Annotated in this window: 16 protein-coding genes; 13 read left to right on the forward strand and 3 right to left on the reverse strand. The window is 66.0% G+C overall.

Annotation, left to right across the window (positions count from 1 at the left end; translation table 11 throughout):
- Window positions 1-127: 127 nt before the first annotated feature.
- On the reverse strand, window positions 128-1,069 hold the full coding sequence (locus GAA2_RS05130; RefSeq protein ID WP_006435323.1) for a type IV toxin-antitoxin system AbiEi family antitoxin domain-containing protein: 942 nt from the start codon (window positions 1,067-1,069) through the stop codon (window positions 128-130).
- Window positions 1,070-1,368: 299 nt separating this feature from the next.
- Here GAA2_RS05130 and GAA2_RS05135 point away from each other — a divergent pair, with 299 nt between their 5' ends.
- The 13 genes from GAA2_RS05135 to GAA2_RS05195 all read left to right on the forward strand — a co-directional run bounded on the left by GAA2_RS05135 (window position 1,369) and on the right by GAA2_RS05195 (window position 21,148).
- Complete coding sequence (locus tag GAA2_RS05135) at window positions 1,369-2,598, forward strand: ABC transporter ATP-binding protein (RefSeq protein ID WP_005199659.1); 1,230 nt, start codon at window positions 1,369-1,371, stop codon at window positions 2,596-2,598.
- Entirely contained in the window at window positions 2,595-3,401 is an 807-nt protein-coding gene (locus GAA2_RS05140; protein WP_005199661.1) for an MlaE family ABC transporter permease, read from the forward strand. The genes GAA2_RS05135 and GAA2_RS05140 overlap by 4 nt, the downstream gene beginning before the upstream one ends.
- Window positions 3,402-3,457: 56 nt before the next feature.
- Window positions 3,458-4,285 carry an MlaE family ABC transporter permease gene (locus tag GAA2_RS05145; protein WP_081598192.1) on the forward strand — a complete coding sequence of 276 codons (828 nt, stop codon included), beginning with the start codon at window positions 3,458-3,460 and terminating at the stop codon, window positions 4,283-4,285.
- Between the two features lie 2 nt (window positions 4,286-4,287).
- The gene (locus GAA2_RS05150) at window positions 4,288-5,625 is read left to right on the forward strand and encodes an MCE family protein (RefSeq protein WP_005199664.1); all 1,338 of its coding nucleotides are present in this window, start codon (window positions 4,288-4,290) and stop codon (window positions 5,623-5,625) included.
- Window positions 5,622-6,704, forward strand: coding sequence for an MCE family protein (locus GAA2_RS05155; protein WP_005199666.1), 1,083 nt, complete (start codon window positions 5,622-5,624; stop codon window positions 6,702-6,704). Before GAA2_RS05150 ends, GAA2_RS05155 begins: the two co-directional genes overlap by 4 nt.
- Window positions 6,705-6,709: 5 nt before the next feature.
- Entirely contained in the window at window positions 6,710-7,801 is a 1,092-nt protein-coding gene (locus GAA2_RS05160; RefSeq protein ID WP_039880842.1) for an MCE family protein, read from the forward strand.
- Window positions 7,801-9,150, forward strand: a complete 1,350-nt coding sequence (locus GAA2_RS05165) for an MCE family protein (protein ID WP_005199668.1) — start codon at window positions 7,801-7,803, stop codon at window positions 9,148-9,150. The genes GAA2_RS05160 and GAA2_RS05165 overlap by 1 nt, the downstream gene beginning before the upstream one ends.
- Window positions 9,150-10,454, forward strand: coding sequence for an MCE family protein (locus GAA2_RS05170; RefSeq protein ID WP_024499809.1), 1,305 nt, complete (start codon window positions 9,150-9,152; stop codon window positions 10,452-10,454). Before GAA2_RS05165 ends, GAA2_RS05170 begins: the two co-directional genes overlap by 1 nt.
- Entirely contained in the window at window positions 10,451-11,692 is a 1,242-nt protein-coding gene (locus tag GAA2_RS05175; RefSeq protein WP_005199670.1) for an MCE family protein, read from the forward strand. Before GAA2_RS05170 ends, GAA2_RS05175 begins: the two co-directional genes overlap by 4 nt.
- Window positions 11,693-11,786: 94 nt before the next feature.
- Window positions 11,787-12,431 (forward strand): hypothetical protein, encoded by a 645-nt coding sequence (locus GAA2_RS05180; protein ID WP_210735179.1) that lies wholly within the window; start codon window positions 11,787-11,789, stop codon window positions 12,429-12,431.
- Window positions 12,431-13,270 (forward strand): hypothetical protein, encoded by an 840-nt coding sequence (locus tag GAA2_RS05185; RefSeq protein ID WP_005199672.1) that lies wholly within the window; start codon window positions 12,431-12,433, stop codon window positions 13,268-13,270. Before GAA2_RS05180 ends, GAA2_RS05185 begins: the two co-directional genes overlap by 1 nt.
- A gap of 346 nt (window positions 13,271-13,616) precedes the next feature.
- Complete coding sequence (locus GAA2_RS05190; RefSeq protein ID WP_024499811.1) at window positions 13,617-17,105, forward strand: DNA-directed RNA polymerase subunit beta; 3,489 nt, start codon at window positions 13,617-13,619, stop codon at window positions 17,103-17,105.
- Window positions 17,106-17,191: 86 nt separating this feature from the next.
- Window positions 17,192-21,148, forward strand: a complete 3,957-nt coding sequence (locus GAA2_RS05195) for a DNA-directed RNA polymerase subunit beta' (protein ID WP_024499812.1) — start codon at window positions 17,192-17,194, stop codon at window positions 21,146-21,148.
- 65 nt (window positions 21,149-21,213) lie between these two features.
- Here GAA2_RS05195 and GAA2_RS05200 read toward each other — a convergent pair whose 3' ends face one another.
- Window positions 21,214-22,212, reverse strand: coding sequence for an alpha/beta hydrolase (locus GAA2_RS05200; RefSeq protein WP_024499813.1), 999 nt, complete (start codon window positions 22,210-22,212; stop codon window positions 21,214-21,216).
- A 51-nt stretch (window positions 22,213-22,263) separates the two neighbouring features.
- A complete protein-coding gene (gene glsA, locus GAA2_RS05205; protein ID WP_024499814.1) occupies window positions 22,264-23,505 on the reverse strand; it encodes a glutaminase A in 1,242 nt (413 codons plus the stop codon).
- Window positions 23,506-23,509 lie beyond the last annotated feature (4 nt).

Here is a 23,509-nt window from a genome sequence, read left to right on the forward strand (position 1 = left end):
TCACGAGCCCGGGACAGCATTGCTGTCCCGGGCTCGTTGCTGTGTTGGCCTGACTCCCAGACTTCATTTCGACGTTGCGACCTCGATCGAAGTCGCAACGTCGAAATGAAGTCTGGGAGTCGAGCGCTCAGGCGGCAGTGAGCCCCAACTTCATGAGCCAGGGTCTGAGGAGGCCGACCAGCTCTTCGCGTTCGAGTTCGGCCCACGTCCAGCGGACCACCATGATGCCCATGGCCCGGAGGGCATCCTCGCGCCGCTTCTCGCGGATCAATGCCTCGCGCGGGGTTTCTCCGGGGCGCAGACCGTATTTCTGCATCCCGTCGAACTCACCGACGAGCCGACCCTCCCAGTCGAAGTCCGCCCGCGCCTCGCCCTGTGATGTCTGGAACGTGTGCTGGAGACGGGGAAGAGGGAGCCCGGCTGCAATCATCTGGGCGCGGCTCCACGACTCCCCGACGCCCTCTGAGGACGCGTCGGCGAGCGAAAGGGCTCGTCGTGCGGTGCTGGTCCCGGGTCGCCGTAGACGCGCGTCGAGGATGGCCGTCATGACGGATGAATCGGCCTTCATCGCCAGTGCTCGGTCGAAGGCCACCAGTGCTTGCGCGAAGTTGCCGTTCGTGGCGATGTCGACCGCAGTGCGCTCGAGCGTGGTCACCTCGATCCCGTCGACCATCTTGATGTCGCCGGATGTCAGCGGGCCGTTGTGTACGTGCCGATGGCCGCGGACGAAACCGCCCGCGGTGGACTTCTTGGTGAGATGGACAGCCTCGCGGTCGGGGTGGAGTAGTTCGAGCCCGAGGACGGCTGCCGCCGAATCATGGCTCAGCGTCGCCTTGCCGCGATCACGTGCCGAGGTCGCCACTGCGATGGACTGCAGCCGATGGATCGCGGTGGAATCGGCAGCGTCGGGATCGGCCTCCAAGTAGACCCCGGGGGCCAACCGGATCAAGTCCCCGCTGTCCACCGCCGCCGCGACGGTGTCGTCGCTGATGCCGACCCGCAGCGTCGATTCGCGCCGTATGAGTCCGTATCGATCGGTCGGGAACCATGTCATGGGGATTGGACGCACGACGCGTCATCTCCGTTCAATGCGTCCCCGAAACGGACACTCCCGGAGTGACCTGGGACTCTGCGTCGGGCGTCACAACGGGGTCGGTGTCCGACTTTCCTCACCACTTAACATCAGCTAATGTCATCGACGCGGCGTGGTTACCTGCCGGTAGCTTCCGCCGCTGCCAACGCTGAGGGTGCCGGTCGCTCTGTGAGCGGTCGCTGGTCGGTTACAGTGACCCCAACCACAAATGCCACCGGTTGGTGTGCGGTCACACCGTGGCCGCCTTCGGGGGCAGCGATCGTCTGGAGGAAGTTGTGGGTGTTGAGGTCAGTGTCGAGGGGCTCACGAAGTCGTTTGGTTCGCAGAATATTTGGCGTGATGTCACGCTGACCCTCCCGGAGGGTGAGGTGTCTGCGCTGCTCGGTCCGTCGGGTACCGGTAAGTCGGTGTTCTTGAAGACGTTGATCGGGTTGCTGCATCCCGAGCAGGGGTCGGTGATCGTCGATGGCACCGATATCACGCAGTGTTCGGCCAAAGAGCTCTATGAGATCCGCAAGCTGTTCGGTGTGCTGTTCCAGGATGGTGCCCTGTTCGGTTCGATGTCGTTGTTCGACAACATCGCGTTCCCGCTTCGTGAGCACACGAAGAAGAAGGAGAACGAGGTCCGCGACATCGTGATGGAGAAGATCGATCTGGTCGGTCTGACCGGTGCCGAGGACAAGCTTCCCGGTGAGATCTCCGGTGGTATGCGCAAGCGTGCCGGTCTGGCGCGCGCGTTGGTGCTCGATCCGCAGATCATTTTGTGTGACGAGCCGGATTCGGGTCTGGATCCGGTGCGTACCGCCTACATCAGCCAGTTGTTGATCGACATCAACGCCCAGATCGATGCGACGATCCTGATCGTGACGCACAACATCAACATCGCGCGCACGATCCCGGACAACATCGGCATGTTGTTCCGGAAGGAGCTGGTGATGTTCGGTCCGCGTGAGCAGTTGCTGACCTCGGAGCAGCCGGTGGTCAAGCAGTTCCTCTCCGGTGACCGGTTCGGTCCGATCGGTATGTCGGAGGAGAAGGACGAGGCCGTCCAGAAGCAGGAAGAGGCCATGCAGGCCGCGGGTATCTCCGGTGGTGGTACCAAGGAGGACTTCACCGAGATCATCCCGCAGGTCCAGCCCAATCCGGGTATGCCCGAACGCAAGGCGGTCGCCCGTCACCGTGAGCGCGTGCATGCGATGCTGCCCGGCCTGCCGCAGAACGCGCAGGAGGCCATCCGTCGCAGCCAGGAGCAGGAAGACCAGATCCGCGAGGAGAGCCGCGCCCACGCCGAGGATGTGGCGAACGGACGCCACAGCGGGGACAACGAGTGGACGAGCGCTTCCTCGGGGAACCTGGCCGTCGCCGACGCCAAGACCGACGTGATCGACTACGGCGGCAGCGATGCGCCGACAGAGCAGTGGCAGACGCCCGGTGGCGGCGACGCACTGACCAAGCCCAGTCATCGTGCTTCAGACGCAAACGAAGGGCGGACGATCCAGGGATGACCAATGCCACCACGCGTGGCGTCGACCGAATCGCGCAGGCCGGAACGGGCGCCCTAGCCCAGACCGGCAATATCGTTCAGCTCTTCGTCGATGTTGCACGCCAGACCTTTGTGCGCCCGTTTCAGTGGCGGGAGTTCATCCAGCAGGCGTGGTTCATCGCCAGTGTGACGATCCTGCCCACCGCCCTGATCGCGATTCCGTTCGGCGCGATCGTCTCCTTGCAGACGGGTTCGCTGATCAAACAACTCGGCGCCGAGTCGTACACCGGTGCGGCCAGCGTGTTGGTGGTCATCCAGCAGGGGTCACCACTCGTGACCTCGCTCCTCATCGCGGGTGCGGCCGGGTCGGCGGTTGCCGCCGACCTCGGTTCGCGCACCATCCGCGAGGAGATCGACGCGATGGAAGTGTTGGGCATCAACCCCATCCAGCGACTCGTGGTCCCGCGTGTGCTGGCCATGGTCCTGGTCGCGATACTGCTCAACGGTCTGGTCGCCGTCATCGGCATCGGTGGTGGTTACTTCTTCAACGTGGTGATGCAGGGCGGCACCCCGGGCGCCTACCTGGCGTCGTTCGGTGCCCTCGCCCAGCTGCCCGACCTCTGGGTGTCGACGCTGAAGGCCGCGGTCTTCGGTGTCCTCGCCGGCGTCGTCGCCGCCTACAAGGGCCTCAATCCCAAGGGCGGCCCGAAGGGTGTGGGTGACGCCGTCAACCAGAGCGTCGTCATCACATTCCTTCTGCTGTTTCTCGCCAATCTGATCATCACTGCGGTCTACCTGCAGATCGTCCCACCGAAGGGGAGCTAGTCGTGACCGATGGTGGCGGCGGCGTGACGATCGCCAAGAGCAGGCCCGAGTACTACATGTACGAGGCCCGCAAACAGCTGGGCAGACCACTCAAGGTGCTCGACGGCGCCGGTGAGCAGATGTCGTTCTACGGCCGCACGCTCGCGTGGATGCCGAAGACGCTGGTGCACTACACCCGTGAGGTCCTGCGCCTACTCGCCGAAGTTGCCTTCGGCTCGGGCGGACTCGCGGTGATCGGCGGCACCATCGGCGTGATGGTGCTGATGTCGGGCTTCACCGGCGTCGTCGTCGGCCTTCAGGGTTATGCGGCACTCGACCAGATCGGGTCGCAGGCACTGACCGGCTTCCTGTCGGCCTATGTCAACACCCGTGAGGTGGCGCCTCTGGTGGCGGGCCTCGCCCTGTCCGCGACCGTCGGCTGTGGCTTCACCGCCCAGCTCGGCGCCATGCGCATCTCGGAGGAGATCGACGCCCTCGAGACGATGGCCGTGCCGTCGATCCCGTTCCTCGTGTCGACGCGCGTGATCGCCGGGTTCATCGCGGTCATCCCGCTGTACGTGCTCGGTCTGCTGTCGGCGTACCTGGCGTCTCGGGTGGTCACGACGGTCTTCAATGGACAGTCAGGCGGTTCCTACGACCACTACTTCAACCTGTTCCTGCCGCCGGCCGACGTGCTCTGGTCGTTCGGCAAGGTGCTGGTCTTCGCCTTCGTGATCATCCTGGTGCACTGCTACTACGGCTACTACGCATCGGGTGGACCCGCAGGTGTGGGCGTGGCCGTCGGTCACGCGGTCCGCTCGGCACTGGTCCTCATCGCGATCCTCGACTTCTTCCTGGGACTCGCGATCTGGGGCACCACGACGACGGTCAGAGTGGGAGGTTAGCGGTGTCGGTCCTGCGTAGAAGGCTGCTCGGCCTGGTCTTCTTTCTCGTGGTCGCACTGTTCCTCACCGCGACCATCACCAAGTTCAACAAGACGTTCCAGGACTTCACCGACGTCACCCTGATGACCGACTCCACCGGCAACGCGCTGCCCGCGAACGCCGACGTGAAGGCGCGCGGCATGGTCGTCGGCGAGGTCCGTGAGGTGAAGCCGGCGCCCGACGGGTCGGTCGAGGTCATCCTCGGCCTCGACCCGAACAAGGCGAAGGAACTGTCGGACAAGACCACCGCGCGGATCCTGCCGAAGACGCTCTTCGGCGAGCGGTACGTGGCGCTGCAGGTCCCCGAGGACAACACCGGACCGACGCTGACCAACGGCGCGACCATCGAGACCGATCGCAGCGGCAACGCACTCGAGGTCCAGGAGTTGTTCGACAAGCTGCTTCCGGTCCTCGACGCCATCCCGCCGCAGGATCTCAACGCCACGCTGACCGCGCTGTCGAAGGCGTTGTCGGGCCGCGGTGAGCAGCTCGGCACGACGCTCGAAGAGCTCGACCAGATCTTCGTCGAGGTCAACAAGAACCTGCCCGACCTCGAGGGCACCCTCGAGGGCCTGGCGACCTTCTCGCAGACCTACTCGCAGGCGCTGCCCGACGTCGTCGACGCGCTGGACTCGTTCCGGACGACGTCGAACACCATCGTCGAACGGCAGGCAGATCTGCGGACGCTCATCGCGACCCTCGGTGTGGCATCCGACGACCTCACCGGCTGGCTGCGCCAGAACCGCACCGACCTGATCGACCTCGCTGTCGACTCGGAAGAGTTGCTCGTCGGACTCGCGAAGCAGTCGCCGACCTTCGTCTGCACGTTCCGCAACTTCGTGGGTCTGATCCCCGAGTCACGCAGAATCGTGGGCGAGGGCACCAAGAACCCGGGTGTGCGGGTGAACCTGCAGTTCATCAATCCTCGTGGCCGCTATCTACCGAACCAGGACGAACCCCGCTTCATGGATCTCGACCCACCCGCCGTCTGCTACGAGCCCCCCACCGACGGTCGCCCGTTCCCGCAGTATCCGGGTGGCAGTCTCGCCGACGGCAGCTACCAGCCGCCGTCACGCAACGCCGGTCCGCGCAACGTTCAGAAGCTGCCGCAGCCGCAGTTCAGCGGCGTGCCTGCCGGTACCGCATCGGTCCGGTCCAACCCGTTCGACGATCCGGACTACCGCAAGCAGCTGCAGGTCATCTACGGCGCCACGAGCGGCCGTTCGCCGGAGTCGGTGCCGACCTGGGTGACCATGATCGCCGGCGGTTCCCTCCAGGGAGCGCAGGTCGAGATCAAATGAGGTCGATAATCGCGCCCCTGGTCAAGCTGATCATCTTCGCGGTCGTCACCGTCGTGACGACCAGCCTGCTCGCGATCACCATCGCGAACGCCGGCGGCGGCGGAGACGCGAAGTTCAAGGCCGTCTTCGACGACGCCACCCTGCTGAACTCCGGCGACGACGTCCGCATCGCCGGCGTGCGAGTGGGACAGGTGGAGAAAGTCGAGGTCTACGACCGCAACCGGGCGATGGTCTCGTTCAACCTCGACCGCGACCGGTTGCCCGACGGGACCCAGCTCTACATCCGCTATCGCAACCTCACCGGCCTGCGGTATCTGGCGCTCGAACGCGGCGCCGGCGACCCGGCCCGGACCGTGTCGCAGGGTCACACGTTCGGGTTGGACGAGGACGACGACTCCACCCACCCGCCGGTCAACCTCACCGAGTTGTTCAACGGGTTCCGGCCGCTGTTCCAACAGCTGTCGGCCGACGACGTCAACAAGCTGACCTCCGAGATCATCGCGGTCTTCGACGGTCAGGGCGGCTCGATCACGCGGCTGGTCAGCGACACCGCGGACCTGACGAACGCGATCGCCGACAAGGACAAGGTGATCGGTGAGCTGATCGGCAACCTCACCAAGGTCCTCGACACGGTCAACCGCAACGACGAGCAGTTCACCAGCCTCCTCGACAACACCGAGAAGTTGGTGACCGGGCTTGCCGCGCAACGCGGTTCGGTAGGATCGGCGATCAGTTCCGTGTCGAATCTGACCTCGGTGACCGCGAACATCCTCGGTGCGACGCGCCCGTCGATCCAGGGCGACATCGCCGGACTGAAGTCGCTGTCCGACGAGATCAACAAGCGCAACGAGGACATCGAGGAGACGCTGACCAACCTCCCGGTCAAGCTGCGCAAGGTCGGCCGGGCCGCGACCTTCGGTTCCTGGTTCCAGTTCTATCTGTGCGGTATCGACGTCGTCGCCGGCAACGGCAAGTCGACGCTGCTGACACAGCCGCTGGTGCCGCTGCCCGACATCAATCACGTGCTCTACACCAGTGCGGCCACCCGTTGCTGGGCTGACGAGAAGCCAGGGGGGTGACCACGATGGCAGACGAGAACAACCGCGCCGACGACAACGGCGACGACGACGCCGCGAAGCAGCCGGCGCAGCACCCGCATCGCCGCTTCGGCGGACGACGCAGCCCGGTCAGCATCGGCGCCATCGGTGTCCTGATCCTCCTGATGCTCGGACTCAGTGCCTTCTACCTGACCGAGGTTCCGCTGCTGGGCGCCGGCGCCCGCTACACCGCGCAGTTCACCGAGGCCGCCGGACTCAGGGCGGGTAATGAGGTGCGCGTGGCAGGCGTCAAGGTCGGCGAGGTCGAGAGCGTGAAGCTCAACGGCGACCGCGTCGACGTCAGCTTCAAGGTGGAGAACACCTGGATCGGCGACCAGACACAGGCATCGATCCAGATCAAGACGATCCTGGGGCAGAAGTACCTGGGACTGAACCCGCGTGGCAGTGAACCGGCCGACCCCGACGTTCCGCTCACCGACACGGTCTCGCCCTACGACGTCATCGAGGCGTTCTCGGGTGCGGCGCAGCAGATCGAGGACTTCGACAACGATCAGCTGGCCGAGTCGATGCGCGTGCTGTCGGATGCCTTCTCCGGTACGGCCGGCAACACCGGACCCGCGCTCGACGGTCTCGCGCGGTTGTCCAACACGATCGCCAGCCGCGACCAGGAGGTGCAGAAGCTCCTCGCCGCGACCAAGGACACCTCGAAGCTCCTGGCCGATCGCAACGAGGAGTTCGTGCGCCTGATCGGCGGCGCGGGCCAGCTGCTCGACGAGTTGAACAACCGGCAGCAGTCCATCTCCGCTCTGCTGGCCAGCACGACGAGCCTCGGCGACTCGCTTACCGGCATCGTGCGCGACAACGAGGAGCAGATCGGCCCGGCGCTCGACGCGCTGAAGGGCGTGAACGAGCTGCTGCAGCGTCAGAACCAGAACATCCGCGACACGATCAAGAACATGGCGCCGTTCTACCGCCTGTACGCCAACGTCCTCGGCAACGGCCGTTGGTTCGATCAGGTCGTGGTGAACCTACTGCCGCCGGCGCTGCCGCAGCAGAACACCACACGGCCGCCGAACAAGATGGCGATGGAAAACAACGGCGGAACGGGGGCAGGCTGATGACCGCACCAGACCTGACACAGATCTCCGGCCCCGGCCGCTGGTTCACCCCGCGGCACATCGTCGCGCTCATCCTCGGGCTGATTCTCGCGCTCGTCGTCGCGGGCGCCCTGTGGTGGGTGTTCTCCGCGATCGGGACCACCAAGATCACCGCGACGTTCAAACGTTCGGTCGGCATCTATTCCGGTTCCGACGTCCGCATCCTCGGCGTGGCCGTGGGCAAGGTCGATTCGGTGACGCCGCAGGGTGAGACGGTGAAGGTGACCATGACGGTCGACCGCGGCATCACGCTGCCCGAGAACGTCCGTGCCGTGCAGATGATCCCATCGGTCGTCGCCGACCGTTTCGTGCAACTGACCCCGGCCTACTCGGGAGGCCCGAAGGCCGGTCGCGACATCACCCTGAACGAGGACCAGACCATGGTCCCGGTCGAGGTCGACGAGCTCTACGCCAGCGTCAAGGAACTGTCGGACGCCCTCGGGCCCGACGGCGCGAACAAGACCGACGGCACCGGACGCCAGGGCGCGGTGAGTGAACTCGTCGCGACGGGCGCCGAGAACCTCGCCGGCAACGGCGAGAAGCTCGGAAAGGCCATCGAGAACCTGTCGAAGGCCTCCACGACGCTGAGCGATTCGCGGAACAACCTCTTCGACACCGTCAAGGGCCTCAACACCTTCGTCGGCGCGCTGCGCGAGAACGACGCCCAGGTGCGGCAGTTCAACACCCAGATGGCGTCGTTCAACAGGTTCCTCGCGGGTGAGCGCGAACAACTCGCAGCCGCGCTGAACAAGTTGTCGATCGCGCTCGGGGATGTGGCCGGCTTCCTGGCCGACAACCGTGAGCAGATCGGGGAGACGGTCAAGGACCTGCAGCCGACCACGCAAGCGCTGCTCGATGAGAAGAACAACCTCAAAGAGGTCCTGACGGTCCTGCCGGTGGCCATGAACAACCTGATCAACGCCTACGACGCGGAGTCGGGAACGCTGGCCCTGCGTCTGACGATCCCGGAGCTGCAGGACCTGATCGGCGCGCAGTGCCGCCTGCTCGATCTGGGCGCGCTGATGCCGGGCAACCCGCAGTTCACGCAGTTCAGCAACACTCTGCGCCCGCTGATCAACCAATGTGAGGCCATCGGCAAGCAGATCACCGACGGGGTGCTCGAGCCGGTGTTACCGGTGCTGCCCTTCGGCATCATGAGCAACAACAAGCTGCAGAAGGCACCGGTTCCGGGCACGGTTCCGGGCAACCCCGACCCGCAGATCAACACGCCTGCACCGTCGGCGACGAAGACCCCGTCGACGAAGCCGTCACCGAGCTCGAGTGCCCCGCGACCCCGGGGAGGCAACTGATGAACCGACGCTCCGTGCGGACCACCCTGGCCGGCGCCGCGCTCTCGCTGACCGTGATGGTGTCGGGCTGTATGTCCGGCGGCATCCAGTCGATCCCGCTGCCCGGCGGCGTCGACACCGGGAGCAGCCCGCGCACATACAAGATCCAGTTCGACGACGTGCTCGACCTGGTGCCGCAGTCGATGGTCAAACGCGACGGCATCCCCGTCGGGCGCGTCACCAAGGTCGAGGTGCCGAACGACGCCTGGTTCGCGCAGGTCACCGTCGAGGTCCAGAACGACGTCGACCTGTCCGACGAGGCGCAGGCCAGCGTCCAACAGACCTCGCTTCTCGGTGAGAAGTTCGTGTCGCTGAGCGATCCGGACAACAGCGCGAACGCGCCGCGGCAGAATCCCGCCGAGCCGATCCCGGTGGACCGCACGCGTACCGCGACCGACATCGAGCAGGTTCTCGGAGCCCTGGCGTTGCTGCTGACCGGCGGTGGCATCAACCAGCTGCAGCCGATCGTCTCGGAGCTGAACAAGACGCTCGGCGGCCGTACCGACGAGGTGCGCAGCCTGATCGATCAGACGGAGAAACTCATCGCGGGGCTCAATCGTCAGCGCGACGACATCGTCGCCGCGATCGACGGTCTCGCGGATCTGTCCGCACGGACCGAGAAGCAGACCGCACAGATCGACCGCATCCTCAAGCAGCTCCCCGAGGGCATCGAGGTGCTCGAGGAACAGCGACCGCAGTTCGTCGACCTGCTGACCAAGCTCGATCAGCTCGGTCAGGTCGGTACCGATGTGCTGGGCAAGTCCCGCACGGCGCTGATCAACGATCTCAAGGCGCTGCGGCCGATCCTGAGCGAGCTGACCAAGGCCGCACCGGACCTGATCACCGCGGCGCCGCTGATGCTGACGCTCCCGTTCCCGGACTGGGTCCTCCCGGGCTTCCACGGTGACTCGGCCAATCTGTTCATGACGCTGGACCTGCGCATCCTCAACCAGCTCGAGGCCCTCGGCGTCGGGCAGGGGACACCGAAGTACTCGCCGCCGGCCCGCGTGAAGGTGCCGGTCAATCCGCGCAACCCGTACTACAACGGCAACGGGCCGCGGTACGGCTGGCCGACGATCACGCTGCTCCCGCCGGCCCCGAACTCACGGCCGGGACCCAACACCCCACCGTCGGGTGGCACCTACCCGGCCTCGGCGCCCGTACCGGCGGCGCCCGGCCAGGGGGTTCTCGACGGCCCGCTCGCGGCCATGGGTCTGGCCCCCAAGTCCCAGGCCCCTGAGTCACCGACAGGAGCAGGACGATGATCGGCAAGCTCGTCAAGATCCAGCTGATCGCCTTCGTCATCGTCGGCCTCGTCGCACTGGCCTACGTCGGCGCGAAGTACGCACGGCTGGACAAGCTGGTCGGCGTCGGCATGTACACCGTCACCGCCGAGCTGCCCGCCTCCGGCGGCATCTTCACCAACGCCGAGGTCACCTACCTGGGTGTGCCGGTCGGCCGGGTCGGTGCGCTCGACCTCACCCAGGAGGGTGTCGACGTCAAGCTCGAGCTCGACTCGGGCGGACCGAAGATCCCGGCGTCGGCGGTGGCCGTGGTGGCATCGCGTTCGGCGATCGGTGAGCAGTACGTCGACCTGCAGCCGACCTCGGCGTCGGGGCCCTATCTCGAGAACGGCTCGACCATCCGGGAATCGCGGTTGCCCGAGCCGCTCGAGGACGTGGTCAAGTCCGCGGTCGACTTCACCTCGTCGATCCCGGTCGACGACCTGCACACCGTCATCACCGAACTGGGTAACGCATTCAACGGCCAGGGGGAGAACCTCACCCGGCTCGTCGATTCCCTCGGCAAGCTCTCGCGGGCCGGCGTCGACAACCTGAGCGAGGTGGTCGGGCTGATCCAGGATTCGAACGTCGTCCTGGCGACACAGGCCGACCAGTCCGACGCAATCCTCAGCTGGTCGCGCAACCTCGACCTGATCACCGCGACCCTGGCGTCGTCGGATCCGGATCTGCGCCGGCTGCTGACCACCGGCACCTTGTCGGCGACGCAGATCTCCGAGTTGATCCAGAAGAACGGCAACGACATCTCCAAGGTGGTGAAGGATCTCGCCGAGGTGGCGCGCACGATCGAGCCGGTCACCTACACGACGTCGATGACGTTCGCGATGCTGTCGGCACTGTCTGCGGGCAGTCACTCGCCGGCTCCCGGTGACGGTCAGATCCACTTCGGTATCGTCCTGGAGACCAACAACCCGGCCTCGTGTACCCGCGGTTACGAGGGGACCCAGGAGATCATCGCGGAGATGAAGCGCAAGAACCCGAACTTCGACGTCCACTACGACGAGTTCCCGTTCAACACCGAGGCCCGATGCAAGGTGCCGTTCGGGAACCCGACGGGTGTGCGCGGCGCCGACCGTGCGCAGTACGCCAACCCGGCGTACCCGCAGCCGTGGGACAACACGCCGAAGAAGGACCCGGACAAGCTGAACCTCAACCCGCTCGCCATGCAGCTCAGTGCGCTGCTCGGCGTGCGGCCCAAGTAACGACGCGCGGCCTGCCGAGCCCGACGCCCCGCCCAGCGCGGGCCGATCGGGACTTAGGCTGTGCTCAGGAGCGATCTATACAGTGTCTTCTGCTATGACTGGCACCTCGACAATCACCGGCCCCGAGACCCCGGATTCCTCGGGTTCGACGACGACCCGCGTGGGACTACTCGCGCTGTCCGTGGTCGCGGTGATCGCGGCACTCGTGTGCGTGGCGGTCTTCGGTGTCCAGGCCATGGGTGCGTACGCCACCAAGGACGCGCGCGACGAGGCGACCCAGGCAGCCGAGCAGGCCGTCCTGAACATCACCACGATCGACCCGGCGAACATCGACGACTTCCGTCAGCGCGCGGAGGGTTCGCTTACCGGCAAGGCCAAGCAAGAGGTCCTCGGCGACGCGACGGACGGCGATGAGAAGGCCGGCGACGAGAAGGCCGGCGAGACCGGCAACGTCCTCGACGTGCTCGCCGAGGCGGGGGAGAACACCGCGAAGCTCAGTGCGCGGCTGCTGCGCAGTGCGCCGAGCGAGGTCGACGACGAGGGTGGCAAGGCGAAGGTCCTCGTCTACGTCCTCACGACTCTCCAGCGCGCCGGGGAGCCGAACGTCGACCAGACGCGCGGCTTCCAGGTCAGCATGACCCGTGAGGGAGACACCTGGAAGGCCGAGAACGTCGCCGGTCTCGAGGGCATCGAGTACGCCGACGCCGGCCAGGCGCCCGCGACGGGAGGCGGAAACTGATGGCACCGACCCCGAACCAGCCCCCGCGCAAGCGACGTCCGACGCCGAAGGTCGCCGGACACACCCGTGCCGCGCGTTCGGACGCCGACGAGCTGGCCACCGAATCCGGTGTGTCCCTGTCGAAGTCCGACGACGCGGAAGTCTCCGTGCCCGCTGAGGAGCGAGGAGCGGAGACGCCGGGCCTCGAAGGGGCCGAACCCACCCCGCCCACGACCAGGACCCGCCCGGTGTCGCGGGTTTCGACCCTGCGTCCCAGCGGAACGCAGACAGGCGCGGACGGTCCGTCGTCGACCGGTTCTGGGCCGTCTCGGCCGGCCCCCGAGCGGGGACCGGCGAAGAAGCGCAATCCGCTGCTGTTGACCGCGATGCTGGCCGGGGTGGCCGTGCTGCTCGGCGTCGCCGCGGTGATCCTGGCCTTCCGGCCGGGTCTCGGGGAGAACCGGGCGTTCGTCGATCAGAGCGCCACCACCGAGCTCATCGGCCAGTCGCAGGAGCAGATCTGCGCGGTGTGGGGACACGAGCACACCGACCTCGACGGCTGGGCGAAACGCGCCCAGAACGCGCTCACCGGAGATGCGCGCAAGGAATTCGACGAGTCGCTGAAGACCCAGCGCGACCTGATCACCCAGACCAAGTCGGGAGCCGAATGCCGGGTCGACGCGGTCGGCGTCACCAACCTGTCCGGCGCAGGCGACGGCGCGCGTGCGACGGTCATCGCGAACCTCATCATCAGCGAGACACAGAACAGCATCGCCACCAACAGTCTCGCCCCGCGTGTCCAGTTCGCGATGGTCAAGGAGGGGGATACGTGGCGGATCCAGGGCGTCGAGCCCTTCTGATCGCCGCGTGAGCGCCAGGTGGACGGGTGACTCGCGGGACAAGTTGGCGAAATTGGCGCGTACCGCTTGACGTTTGGGCGTTGTCGGGCCAGGCTGTGACCAGCGGTCGACGTGCAGGCAGCCACCCGTGCGAAATCGCTTCTTGACGGGCTTGACAAAGTACGTCTATTTTCTGCTACAGTTGGACGTTGCGCTGGCTGCCTCCTGTCCATCTACCGATCCTTCTACGGCCACTCTTAGCTGTGTGTGCTGCGGTGATCGCCGATCTCAGGGTGTCACCAGCGAACGGCCCATCAAGCCACCGCACATCTAGGTTGTGAATAACGTCGTGTTGGAAGGACGCATCTTGGCAGTCAACCGCCAGTCCACCTCAACAATCCCCGGCGCGCCGCATCGCGCGTCGTTTGCAAAGATCAGCGAGCCGCTGGAGGTTCCCGGCCTCCTCGACCTCCAACTCGATTCCTTCGAATGGCTCGTCGGGTCCCCGGAGTGGCGCGCCAAGGCGATCGCCCGCGGAGACGAGAACCCGACGGGCGGGCTGGAGGACATCCTCCACGAGCTGTCCCCGATCGAGGACTTCTCCGGGTCGATGTCCCTTTCGTTCTCCGAGCCGCACTTCGACGAGGTCAAGGCCTCTGTCGAGGAGTGCAAGGACAAGGACATGACCTACGCGGCGCCGCTGTTCGTCACCGCTGAGTTCATCAACAACAACACCGGTGAGATCAAGTCGCAGACCGTCTTCATGGGCGACTTCCCGATCATGACCGACAAGGGCAGCTTCATCATCAACGGCACCGAGCGTGTCGTGGTGAGCCAGCTGGTCCGCAGCCCCGGCGTCTACTTCGACGCCGCGATCGACAAGGCCACCGAGAAGACCCTGCACACCGTCAAGGTGATCCCGGGTCGCGGTGCGTGGCTGGAGTTCGACGTCGACAAGCGCGACACCGTGGGTGTGCGTATCGACCGCAAGCGCCGTCAGCCGGTCACCGTGCTGCTCAAGGCCCTCGGTTTCACCACCGAGGAGATCTCCGAGCGCTTCGGCTTCTCCGAGATCATGATGTCGACCCTGGAGAAGGACAACACCGCCAACCAGGACGAGGCGCTCCTCGAGGTCTACCGCAAGCTGCGTCCGGGTGAGCCGCCGACCAAGGAGTCCGCGGAGAACCTCCTGGAGAACCTGTTCTTCAAGGACAAGCGCTACGACCTCGCTCGCGTGGGCCGTTACAAGGTCAACAAGAAGCTGGGCCTGACGGCCAACCCGATGATCGGCGAGTCGACCCTGACCCGCGAGGACATCATCGCGACCGTCGAGTACCTGGTGCGTCTGCACGAGGCCGATCCGCACACGGTCACCTACATGACCGTGCCCGGTGGCGTCGAGGTGCCCGTCGAGGTCGACGACATCGACCACTTCGGCAACCGTCGTCTGCGTACCGTCGGCGAGCTGATCCAGAACCAGATCCGCGTGGGCCTCTCGCGTATGGAGCGTGTCGTGCGTGAGCGCATGACCACCCAGGACGTCGAGGCGATCACCCCGCAGACCCTGATCAACATCCGTCCCGTCGTGGCGGCGATCAAGGAGTTCTTCGGAACCAGCCAGCTGTCGCAGTTCATGGACCAGAACAACCCGCTGTCGGGTCTCACCCACAAGCGTCGTCTGTCGGCGCTCGGCCCGGGTGGTCTGAGCCGTGAGCGTGCCGGCCTCGAGGTGCGCGACGTCCACCCGTCGCACTACGGCCGTATGTGCCCGATCGAGACCCCTGAGGGTCCGAACATCGGTCTGATCGGTTCGCTCTCGGTGTACGCGCGGGTCAACCCGTTCGGCTTCATCGAGACCCCGTACCGCAAGGTCGTCGACGGTGTCGTCACCGACGAGATCGAGTACATGACCGCCGACGAGGAGGATCGCTTCCTCATCGGTCAGGCCAACACCAACTTCGACGGCAGCGGCCGTATCACCGACGAGCGTGTGCTGGTGCGCAAGAAGGGCTCCGAGGTGGAGTTCGTGGGCGCCACCGATGTCGAGTACCTCGACGTCTCGCCGCGTCAGATGGTGTCGGTCGCGACCGCGATGATCCCGTTCCTCGAGCACGACGACGCGAACCGCGCCCTGATGGGTGCGAACATGCAGCGTCAGGCCGTGCCGCTGGTGCGCAACGAGTCGCCGCTGGTCGGCACCGGCATGGAGCTCCGTGCCGCCGTCGACGCCGGTGACGTCATCGTGTCGTCCAAGACCGGTGTGGTGGAGGAGGTCTCGGCCGACTACATCACCGTCATGTCCGACGAGGGCACGCGTGACACCTACCGGATGCGCAAGTTCGCGCGTTCGAACCACGGCACCTGCGCCAACCAGCGTCCGATAGTGGACGAGGGCCAGCGCGTGGAGGCCGGTCAGGTCCTCGCCGACGGGCCGTGCACCGAGAACGGTGAGATGGCGCTCGGCAAGAACCTGCTCGTGGCGATCATGCCGTGGGAGGGTCACAACTACGAGGACGCGATCATCCTGAGCCAGCGTCTCGTCGAAGAGGACGTGCTCACCTCGATCCACATCGAGGAGCACGAGATCGACGCCCGCGACACCAAGCTCGGTGCCGAGGAGATCACCCGGGACATCCCGAACGTCTCCGACGAGGTCCTCGCCGACCTCGACGAGCGCGGCATCGTGCGCATCGGTGCGGAGGTCCGCGACGGCGACATCCTGGTCGGCAAGGTCACCCCGAAGGGCGAAACCGAGCTGACCCCGGAGGAGCGCCTGCTGCGTGCCATCTTCGGTGAGAAGGCCCGTGAGGTCCGCGACACCTCGCTGAAGGTGCCCCACGGCGAGACCGGCAAGGTCATCGGCGTGCGCGTGTTCAGCCGCGACGACGACGACGATCTCGCGCCCGGCGTCAACGAGCTGGTCCGCGTGTACGTCGCCCAGAAGCGCAAGATCCAGGACGGCGACAAGCTCGCCGGTCGCCACGGCAACAAGGGCGTCATCGGCAAGATCCTCCCGCAGGAGGACATGCCGTTCCTGCCCGACGGGACCCCGGTCGACATCATCCTGAACACCCACGGTGTGCCGCGTCGTATGAACATCGGCCAGATCCTGGAGACCCACCTCGGGTGGATCGCCAAGGCCGGCTGGAACATCAACGTGGCCGAGGGCGTGCCGGAGTGGGCGTCGAACCTCCCCGAGGACATGTACTCGGCGGAGCCCGACACCAACACCGCCACCCCGGTGTTCGACGGTGCGCGTGAGGAGGAGCTGACCGGACTGCTGTCCTCGACGCTCCCCAACCGCGACGGCGAGGTGATGGTCAACGGCGACGGCAAGGCGACGCTGTTCGACGGTCGCTCCGGCGAGCCGTTCCCGTACCCCGTGTCGGTCGGCTACATGTACATCATCAAGCTGCACCACCTGGTCGACGACAAGATCCACGCCCGTTCGACCGGTCCGTACTCGATGATCACCCAGCAGCCGCTCGGTGGTAAGGCGCAGTTCGGTGGTCAGCGCTTCGGTGAGATGGAGTGCTGGGCGATGCAGGCCTATGGTGCCGCCTACACCCTGCAGGAGCTGCTCACCATCAAGTCGGACGACGTGGTGGGCCGCGTGAAGGTCTACGAGGCGATCGTCAAGGGCGAGAACATCCCGGAGCCGGGTATCCCCGAGTCGTTCAAGGTGCTGCTGAAGGAACTTCAGTCGCTCTGCCTGAACGTCGAGGTCCTCAGCTCCGACGGTGCCGCCATCGAGATGCACGACACCGACGACGAGGACCTGGAGCGCGCTGCGGCCAACCTCGGAATCAACTTGTCGCGCAACGAGTCGGCCACGGTCGACGACCTCGCCAACTGATCCTCACCAACCCGGGCCGGCCGCCGGTTCGTTCGCCACGACCGGCGGCCCGACCCACTGACAACAGAGCTCTGGAAAGGTAACAAGTGCTCGACGTCAACTTTTTCGACGAACTCAAGATCGGCCTTGCGACGGCCGACGATATTCACAACTGGTCGTACGGTGAGGTCAAGAAGCCGGAGACGATCAACTACCGCACGCTGAAGCCCGAGAAGGACGGCCTGTTCTGCGAGAAGATCTTCGGACCGACTCGCGACTGGGAGTGCTACTGCGGCAAGTACAAGCGTGTCCGCTTCAAGGGCATCATCTGTGAGCGCTGCGGCGTCGAGGTGACCAAGGCCAAGGTGCGCCGTGAGCGCATGGGCCACATCGAGCTGGCCGCACCGGTCACGCACATCTGGTACTTCAAGGGTGTGCCGAGCCGCCTGGGCTACCTGCTCGACCTGGCGCCGAAGGATCTCGAGAAGATCATCTACTTCGCCGCCTACGTCATCACCGCGGTCGACGACGAACTCCGTCACAACGAGCTCTCCACGCTCGAAGCCGAGATGGAGGTCGAGAAGAAGGCCGTCGCCGATCAGCGCGACGCCGACCTGAACGAGCGCCAGCAGAAGCTCGAGCAGGATCTCGCCGAGCTCGAGGCCGAGGGCGCCAAGGCCGACGTGCGCCGCAAGGTGCGCGACGGCGCCGAGCGCGAGATGCGTCGTATGCGCGACTCCGCGCAGCGTGAGCTCGACGGTCTCGAAGAGATCTGGGACAAGTTCGTCAAGCTCTCACCGGGCGACCTCATCATCGACGAGAAGCTCTACCGCCAGCTCGAAGAGCGCTACGGCGAGTACTTCCAGGGTTCGATGGGTGCCGAGGCGATCAAGAAGCTCCTCGAGACCTTCGACATCGACGCCGAGGCCGAGTCCCTGCGCGAGACCATCCGCAGCGGCAAGGGCCAGAAGAAGCTTCGTGCTCTCAAGCGCCTCAAGGTCGTCGCCGCGTTCCAGCAGTCGGGCAACTCGCCGCTGGGCATGGTCCTCGACGCCGTGCCGGTGATCCCGCCGGAACTGCGTCCGATGGTTCAGCTCGACGGTGGCCGCTTCGCGACCTCCGACCTGAACGACCTGTACCGCCGCGTCATCAACCGCAACAACCGCCTCAAGCGTCTGATCGACCTCGGTGCTCCCGAGATCATCGTGAACAACGAGAAGCGGATGCTGCAGGAGTCGGTCGACGCCCTGTTCGACAACGGTCGTCGTGGCCGTCCGGTCACCGGACCGGGCAACCGCCCGCTGAAGTCGCTGAGCGATCTGCTCAAGGGCAAGCAGGGTCGTTTCCGTCAGAACCTGCTCGGCAAGCGCGTCGACTACTCGGGCCGTTCGGTCATCGTCGTCGGTCCTCAGCTCAAGCTGCACCAGTGTGGTCTGCCGAAGCTGATGGCTCTCGAGCTGTTCAAGCCGTTCGTGATGAAGCGTCTGGTCGACCTGAACCAGGCCCAGAACATCAAGTCGGCCAAGCGCATGGTCGAGCGTCAGCGCCCCGCGGTGTGGGACGTCCTCGAAGAGGTCATCTCCGAGCACCCGGTGCTGCTGAACCGTGCACCGACGCTGCACCGCCTCGGCATCCAGGCCTTCGAGCCGCAGCTGGTGGAGGGCAAGGCCATCCAGCTGCACCCGCTGGTGTGTGAGGCCTTCAACGCCGACTTCGACGGTGACCAGATGGCCGTGCACCTTCCGCTGAGCGCGGAGGCGCAGGCCGAGGCCCGCATCCTGATGCTGTCGTCGAACAACATCCTGTCGCCGGCATCGGGTCGCCCGCTCGCCATGCCGCGTCTGGACATGGTGACCGGTCTGTACTTCCTGACCTCCCTCAAGGAGGGCGCGGCAGGCGAGTACACCCCGGCAACCGCCGACGACGTCGAGCGCGGTGTCTACTCGAGCCCCGCCGAGGCCATCATGGCCGTCGACCGTGGACAGCTCACCGTTCAGTCGCGCATCAAGGTGCGCCTGACCGGGCAGCGTCCGCAGGCCGAGGTCGAGGCCGAGCTGTTCCCCGAGGGATGGCGTTTCGGTCAGCCGTGGACCACCATCACCACGCTGGGCCGCGTGCTCTTCAACGAGCTGCTGCCGATCGAGTACCCGTTCGTCGACGAGCAGATGCCGAAGAAGCGTCAGGCCGCGATCATCAACGATCTCGCCGAGCGCTACCCGATGATCGTGGTCGCCCAGACCGTCGACAAGCTCAAGGACGTCGGCTTCTACTGGGCCACCCGTTCGGGCGTCACCGTGTCGATGGCCGACGTGCTCGTGCCGCCGCAGAAGGCGGAGATCCTCGACCGTTACGAGGAGCGTGCCGACGGCTTGGAGCGCAAGTTCCAGCGCGGTGCCCTCACGCCGGATGAGCGTCGCGACGCACTGGTGGAGATCTGGAAGCAGGCCACCGAAGAAGTCGGTAAGGCCATGGAGGACTTCTACCCCGAGGACAACCCGATCATCATGATCCCGAAGTCGGGTGCCACCGGTAACCTGACGCAGGTTCGTAACCTGTCGGGCATGAAGGGTCTGGTGACGAACCCGAAGGGTGAGTTCATCCCGCGTCCGATCAAGTCCTCGTTCCGCGAGGGCCTGACCGTCGCCGAGTACTTCATCAACACGCACGGTGCCCGTAAGGGTCTGGCGGACACGGCTCTCCGTACCGCCGACTCGGGTTACCTGACCCGTCGTCTGGTCGACGTGTCGCAGGACGTCATCGTTCGCGAGACCGACTGTGGCACCGAGCGCGGCATCAACGTGCCGCTGGGTGAGAAGCAGCCCGACGGCTCGATCATCCGCGACGCGCACGTCGAGACCTCGGCCTACGCACGCACCCTGGCCGCCGATGCGGTCGACGCCGACGGCAACGTCATCGTCGAGCGCGGCCACGACCTCGGCGACCCCGCCATCGAGGCTCTCCTCGCTGCCGGCATCGCGCAGGTCAAGGTTCGTTCGGTCCTCACCTGTGCCACCGGCACCGGTGTGTGTGCGCACTGCTACGGCCGTTCGATGGCCACCGGCAAGCTCGTCGACATCGGTGAGGCCGTGGGTATCATCGCGGCCCAGTCGATCGGTGAGCCCGGTACCCAGCTGACGATGCGTACGTTCCACCAGGGTGGCGTCGGTGACGACATCACCGGTGGTCTGCCGCGTGTCCAGGAGCTCTTCGAGGCCCGCGTCCCCAAGGGCGTCGCGCCGATCGCGGAGGTCTCCGGCCGGGTGCGTCTCGAGGACGACGACCGCTTCTACAAGATCACGATCATCCCGGACGACGGTTCCGAAGAGGTCGTCATCGACAAGATCTCGAAGCGTCAGCGTCTGCGCGTGTTCAAGCACGAAGACGGTTCCGAGCGGCTCCTCGCCGACGGTGACCACGTCGAGGTCGGCCAGCAGCTCATGGAGGGCTCGGCCAACCCGCACGAGGTCCTGCGTGTCATGGGTCCCCGTCAGGTGCAGATCCACCTGGTCAACGAGGTCCAGGAGGTCTACCGCAGCCAGGGTGTGTCGATCCACGACAAGCACATCGAGACGATCGTTCGTCAGATGCTGCGTCGCGTGACGATCATCGACCACGGTGCGACCGAGTTCCTGCCCGGTTCGCTCGTCGAGCGTGCCGAGTTCGAGGCGGCCAACCGTCAGGTGGTCACCGAGGGTGGCGAGCCCGCCGCCGGACGTCCGGTGCTCATGGGTATCACCAAGGCCTCGCTCGCGACCGAGTCGTGGCTGTCGGCGGCGTCGTTCCAGGAGACCACGCGTGTCCTGACCGACGCGGCGATCAACAGCCGCAGCGACAAGCTGATCGGTCTCAAGGAGAACGTGATCATCGGTAAGCTGATCCCGGCCGGTACCGGTATCAACCGCTACCGCAACATCCAGGTTCAGCCGACCGAAGAGGCACGTGCCGCGGCCTACGCGGTGCCGTCGTACGACGACACCTACTACAGCCCGGACGGCACCTTCGGTGCTCCGGCCGGCGCTGCGGTGCCGCTGGACGACTACGGTTTCTCCAACGAATATCGGTAAGCCGTACTGAGCTGAAAAGCCCTCGCACTCGTTGAGTGCGAGGGCTTTTCGCTTGTCTTCGAGCCTCAGCGCACAGGGAGTGTGGTGACGGTGCGTGTCGCGAGCAACAGGTCGTAGTAATCGCCACCCGGATAGTAGGTCGCGGTCACCGAGCCGGTGACCATGTCCGACGACCATCCGGTGGCCAATGCGCGGATGACCCGACCGTTGCGGGGTCGCGGCGTGCCGACCTCTGACAGTTCGCCGATCAGGTCGGTGGAGTCGCCCTCGGCGTCGATGTGGATGCCGGTGACCAGCCGCGAGCCGAGAAACTCCTGCCGTGTCGTCCGCTCGAGGACGGCGACCCCGGACCCGAAGGAGTTGGACACCGACGGCTGCGATGCGATCACCCGGATGGGGAGCCGGTCAGCGCCGAGAGATGATGCGGCAGAAGCGAAGTGGCCACCGAAGAAGGAGTTGACGGGGTCGAACAGCATCAGCCCGGCCAGGCGCCGGAAGGCGACCGGGTCCGCGCGTCGGAGTGCGTCGGCTGCCACGACGACGAATTCGCCGCCGGCCGAGTGGCCCGCGAAGACCATCCGGTACGGCATCGTCACATCGGGACGGTGGGCGGCTTCCCGGGCTCGGATGAGGCTCGTCGCGAGCGGGCTGCCGGCTTCCCGGCCCGACCCGAAAACCCCGCCGATGGTCCGGGCGAACGCCGCATTGTCGGCGATGTTGAAGGCGACGGCGCACCCGCCGAGGTTGATCGAGTCCAGCGTCGGGCTCACCACGAGGAAACCGGCGTCGGCGTAGGCGCGAGCCACGGCGCCGAGATTGGCCGCGGTCCGGGAGAAGCCGTGCTGCAACCAGACGAGCGCCGTGGGCCGGCCGGGCGGGAAGTACCAGCGGGCGGCGACCCGGATGGGCTTGCCCGCACATTCGGTCGCGACGGAGGACGACGAAACGACCACCGGTGGGCGGGCGGCCGGTGCGGCCAGAACCGCCGATGGCGTCACACCGAAGAACATGGCGATCGCAGCGAGGGTCGCGACCCACGGCCGGCGGAATCTTCGTCTCGACATCCGCCCAGTCTAGGGTCGGGCGGATGCCGGGAACGGGGATCTCCGGGGAGTTCAGGCGCGGGGCTGGTTGGTGTCCCGGTCGTCGGTGTCCCGGTCGTCGGGGCCGGATTCCATGAGCTCGTTCGGGTCCTCGATGTGGACGTCGTGGTCGTCACCGAGGCGCCGGGCCACCTCGCGCAGCAGTTCCCGTGCGGCGTCGTCCATCACGCGGACATGGGTGAGGTCGAGGATGACCTCGTCGGTCGAAAATCCTTCGCACGCACGGCTTGCGATGATCTCCGCGCCTGCGAAGCGGACGTCGCCCTGGAGTTCGACGACGGTCGCACCGTCGCGTTCGTGTACCGACCGAAGCGCGGGCATTCCCGACGGTGCCACGTGCATCATGTGCAATTCCATGTCGCGGGAAAGTCTTTCGAAGACGGCGACGCCACGCACGCTGTTGCCCTGCTCGTCGAGCCGCGGCGACCACACCGCAACCCCGACCTGGCCCGGAAGCACTCCCAGGATCGCCCCGCTCACACCGCTTTTCGCGGGAATCCCGACCGTCGCCATCCAGCTGCCGCTACCGTCGTACATGCCGCAGGTGGCCATCACCGACAGCAGGTGCCGGGTGATCCAGCCGTCGAGGAGGCGTTCGTCGTCCGTGGTCGACAGTCCGCCGTTGGCGAGGACCGATCCCATGACGGCGAGATCGCGGCAGCTGACCTTGATCGCGCACTGTGCGGCGTAGCCGTCGACGACCTCGTCGGGTTCGTAGTCGAGCTTGCCCGCGGAACGCAGCAGATACGCCAGTGCGGTGTTGTGGTCGTCGGAGGCGAGTTCGGCGGAGTGAACCTCCCGGTCCACGGACAGTTCTCGCCCGGCGAGCGTGCCCATCAGGTCGACGATGCGGTCGACCCGTTCGGTGGCGCCGTCGCCGTCGAGCATCCCGTGAACGGCGATGGCACCGGCGTTGATGAGGGCGTTGCGGGGTCGTCCGGTCTCGGCTTCGAGCGAGATCTCGTTGAAGGCGTCGCCGGACGGTTCGGTGTCGACGCGGTCGAGGACGCCATCGAGCCCCCGGTCCCGCAGTGCGAGTGCGTAAGCGGGCAGTTTCGCGATCGACTGCATGGAGAACTCGTGGTCGGCGTCGCCGGCGGTGTAGACGGTTCCGTCGACGGTGGTCAGAGCGATCCCGAAGGACGACGGGTCCGCCCGCTCGAGTTCGCGGTTTCCGGACATGACGTCCCCGGCGTCGTCATCGCGGCAGTCGCGGAGAACCTCGTGGAGATAGTCGTCGATGGGGGATCGCATATCC

The sequence above is a fragment of the Gordonia ajococcus genome, from assembly GCF_012974285.1.
GTDB lineage: Bacteria > Actinomycetota > Actinomycetes > Mycobacteriales > Mycobacteriaceae > Gordonia > Gordonia amicalis.